Annotated in this window: 4 protein-coding genes; all 4 read left to right on the top strand. The window is 62.7% G+C overall.

What is annotated here, in order from left to right; all coding sequences use genetic code 11:
- Positions 1 to 414, top strand: a 414-nt coding sequence (locus tag VJ307_05390) for a dTDP-4-dehydrorhamnose 3,5-epimerase family protein (protein ID HJX73574.1), incomplete at its 5' end; no start/stop codon positions are given.
- Positions 411 to 1,445 carry a dTDP-glucose 4,6-dehydratase gene (gene rfbB / locus VJ307_05385; GenBank protein ID HJX73573.1) on the top strand — a complete coding sequence of 345 codons (1,035 nt, stop codon included), beginning with the start codon at positions 411 to 413 and terminating at the stop codon, positions 1,443 to 1,445. The genes VJ307_05390 and rfbB, both read left to right, overlap by 4 nt.
- Positions 1,446 to 1,459: 14 nt before the next feature.
- The gene (locus VJ307_05380; GenBank protein HJX73572.1) at positions 1,460 to 1,837 is read left to right on the top strand and encodes a VanZ family protein; all 378 of its coding nucleotides are present in this window, start codon (positions 1,460 to 1,462) and stop codon (positions 1,835 to 1,837) included.
- Positions 1,838 to 1,936: 99 nt separating this feature from the next.
- On the top strand, positions 1,937 to 2,683 hold the full coding sequence (locus tag VJ307_05375) for an electron transfer flavoprotein subunit beta/FixA family protein (protein ID HJX73571.1): 747 nt from the start codon (positions 1,937 to 1,939) through the stop codon (positions 2,681 to 2,683).
- Positions 2,684 to 2,952 lie beyond the last annotated feature (269 nt).

Raw genomic sequence — 2,952 nt, 5'->3', positions numbered from 1 at the left:
GACGAGCGGGGACGGCTCATGGAGATCCTGCGCTGCGACGAGGAGATGTTCGAGAAGTTCGGCCAGGTCTACCTCACCACCGGCTACCCCGGCGTCGTCAAGGCCTGGCACTACCACAAAGGCCAGACCGACCATTTCTGCGTGGTCAAGGGGATGATGAAGGTGGTCCTCTACGACTCCCGCGACGGCTCGCCCACGAAGGGGGAGGTCAACGAGTTCTTCCTGGGCGAGCACCGGCCGACCCTCCTCAAGATCCCGCCGCTTGTCTACCATGGTTTCAAGACAGTCAGTATGGAGGAGGCCCTCGTGATCAACATCCCCACGGAGCCGTACCAGCTCGCGAAACCCGACGAGTTCCGGCTCGATCCCCATGATAACGACATCCCCTACTCCTGGGAGAGGAAGGACGGATGAAGGAAAACGGCGTGCTGCTCCTCGTCGCGGGCGGGGCGGGGTTCATCGGGTCGAATTTCATCCGGTACATCCTGGCGTCCCATGACGACTGGCAGGTCGTAAACGTCGACAAGCTGACCTATGCGGGGAACCTGGCCAATCTCGAGGACGTGGGAAATGACGAACGGTACCGCTTTTCCCGGGCGGATATCTGCGACGCGAAAGAGATCGAATCGATCGTGGCGGAAGGGGAGCCCGACGCGATCGTGAACTTCGCGGCCGAGACCCACGTCGACCGCAGCATCGAGGACCCGTCCCTCTTTCTCCGCACGAACGTATTGGGCGCCCAGGTCCTGCTCGACGCCGCGAGGAAGCACGGCGTCGCCCGCTTCGTCCAGATCTCCACCGACGAGGTGTACGGTTCGCTGGGGGCCACGGGAAAGTTCTCGGAGGACTCCCCGCTCCGGCCCAACTCCCCCTATGCCGCCAGCAAGACCGCGGCGGACCTGCTCGTCCGGGCCTTCTTCAAGACGTACGGCCTGCCGGCGATCGTCACCCGGTGCTCCAACAACTACGGCCCGTACCAGTTCCCGGAGAAGATCATCCCGTTCTTCGTGACGCTTTTGAAACAGGACAAGCAGGTCCCGGTATACGGGGACGGGATGAACGTCCGCGACTGGATCCACGTGGACGATCATTCCCGGGCGGTGGAGGCGGTCCTCCTGCGAGGGAAGCCCGGCGAGGTGTACAACGTGGGAGGCGGGAACGAGCGCACGAACATCGAGATCACGAAGCTTCTCCTGGCGGCGATGGGGAAGCCGGAGTCCTTCCTGAAATTCGTCCCCGACCGACCCGGGCACGACCGCCGGTACGCCATCGACGACAAGAAGATCCGCACCGGACTGGGCGTTTCCCCCCGGGTCCCCTTTGAAGAAGGGATCCGGGAGACCGTCCGGTGGTACCTCGAGAACGAGCCGTGGTGGCGCGCGGTGCAGTCGGGCGAGTACCTCTCCTTCTTCGACCGCTGGTACCGCCAGAAGGGCCGATCCTGACGACCACGGCTGCAATGGCGCGCAGGCGGCTCTACTTTATCCTCCTCCTCTTTTGGGTAGGCCTGACCTTTCTGCTCACCTCGATCCCGCACCTGGAAGTTCCCGAGGGCATCCCCTTCTGGGACAAGGGGGCCCATTTCGCGTTCTACGGGGGAACGGGGTTTCTGTGCGCCCTGTGGCGGAGGGAATCCGGGCATCCCGCGAAACGGGCGGTCCTGTATGCCGTGCTCTTCGTCCTCGCGGTGGGGGCCGTCGACGAGATCCACCAGCAGTGGATCCCCGGCCGATCGGCGGACCTTTCGGACTGGGTCGCGGACACGCTCGGCGGCGCGATCGGGGCTTGGTGCGCGCTATTGCTCCCCTCCCTTTTCCCCTTCCTGACCACTGAATAGCCATTCATTTTCTGGTTGATTCACGCACCCCTTTCCGGTATCATCCCCCTGTTTTCGATTCTTGGGCCGGTTGCTCATCCCGGGAGGTGCGGAGTGAAGATGATCGTGGCGATCAAGCCTGTCCCCAACCCCGACGAGAAGGTGAAGATCAGGAAGGACGGCAGCGGGATCGTCCTGGACAACATCAAGATGGTGATCAACCCGTTCTGCGAGATCGCGGTGGAGGAGGCCCTCCGCATCAAGGAGAAGCGGGGCGGGGAGGTGGTGATCCTGACGATCGGCCCGAAGGAGAGCGAGCAGCAGATCCGCACCGCCCTGGCGATGGGGGCGGACCGGGCGATCCTCGTGGAGACGACGAAGGAGCTGGACAGCCTGGGCGTCGCCAAGCTGATGGCGAAAGCCGTGGAGCAGGAGAAGCCGGATTTCGTCATCATGGGGAAGCAGGCCGTCGACGACGACAACAACCAGGTGGGGCAGATCCTGGCGGCGATCCTCTCCCAGCCGCAGGCGACGTTCGGGTCGAAGATCGAGTTCTCCGAGGACGGGAAGAAGGCGAACGTCACCCGCGAGGTGGACGGCGGGCTCGAGACGATCGGAGTGACGCTGCCGGCGGTCATCACGACCGACCTTCGGCTGAACGAGCCGCGCTACGCTTCTCTCCCCGGGATCATGAAGGCGAAGAAGAAGGAGATGAAGGTGATCCCGGCGGATTCCTTGGGGGTGGACACGGTCCCGAAGGTCCGCCTCCTCTCCCTGGCCCCGCCCAAGGAGCGAAAGGGCGGGAGGAAGGTCGCCGACATCGCGGAACTCGTCGACAAACTGCGAAACGAAGCCAAAGTACTGTAAAAAGCGGGGACGTTCTTAAACTTTTTCATGTCGATGAGGAGGAATTCCGGGAACATTTCTGCCGTGGATGATCATAAGCCGTTTTTTATCCTTGGTTAAAAAGTTTAAGAACGTCCCTGTTCTTAGGAGGGGAGATGGCGGACATACTGGTGGTGGTCGAGCATCAGGAAGGGGCGTTCAAGAAGACGACCCTATCTACGATTTCGGCGGCGAAGACGCTCGCGAGCCTGATCGGGGGGGAGGTCGACGCTCTCGTCCTCGGGCAGGGG

Source organism: Candidatus Deferrimicrobiaceae bacterium (genome assembly GCA_035256765.1).
Taxonomy (GTDB): Bacteria; Desulfobacterota; Deferrimicrobia; order Deferrimicrobiales; family Deferrimicrobiaceae; genus CSP1-8.
The sequence above is the reverse complement of the archived record's forward strand: the minus strand, read 5'-3'. Positions and strand labels throughout refer to the sequence as shown.